This window comes from Actinotalea sp. C106 (genome assembly GCF_023630195.1).
In the GTDB taxonomy this organism is placed as follows: Bacteria; Actinomycetota; Actinomycetes; order Actinomycetales; family Cellulomonadaceae; genus Actinotalea.
In genome coordinates this window covers 1-511 of record NZ_JALPKN010000656.1, presented here as the reverse complement: position 1 = coordinate 511, position 511 = coordinate 1, and the positions used below count along the sequence as shown (strand labels likewise).

Annotated in this window: 1 pseudogene; it reads right to left on the bottom strand. The window is 76.9% G+C overall.

The window, feature by feature from the left end:
- A pseudogene (locus tag L0B03_RS19035) lies at positions 1–511 on the bottom strand (hypothetical protein); the annotation flags it as partial.

The following is a 511-nucleotide window of genomic DNA, read 5'->3' as shown; positions in this document are numbered from 1 at the left end:
CGGGCAGCTCCCAGCCGCCGGTGCTGCCGGTGCCCCGGGCGCCGAGCTCGCGGCGCAGCACGTCGAGGTCGGCCGCGAGGTCCGGGTCCTCGAGGTCCGGCTGACCCGACGACGCGCGCCGGTACCCCTTCTCCGAGACGGTCGAGCTCACCACGTGGGTGGTGGGCGCGGCGATGGTGTCGAGCACCGCGGCGGACTCGGCCTGCAGGAAGGCGGCCCCGCGCATCGAGCCGATGACGCGCAGCGAGGTGTGGTCGCGCCCCTTGGTCAGCACCGAGTACAGGCCGTCCTGGGGGCGCAGCTGCTCGGCCACGCGCGGGCTGCGCTGGGTGACCCCGAGGATGCCCCAGCCCTCCTCACCGGTGGCCGCCGCGGCGTCCTCGGTGAAGACGGCCTGGTGGGCGCGGTGGAAGGCCCCCACCCCCAGGTGCACGATCCCGATGCCGGTGCGCGCGGGGTCGACGGCCGGGCCGCGGACCTCGGCGCGCCGGGGCGGGTGCTCGAAGTCGGA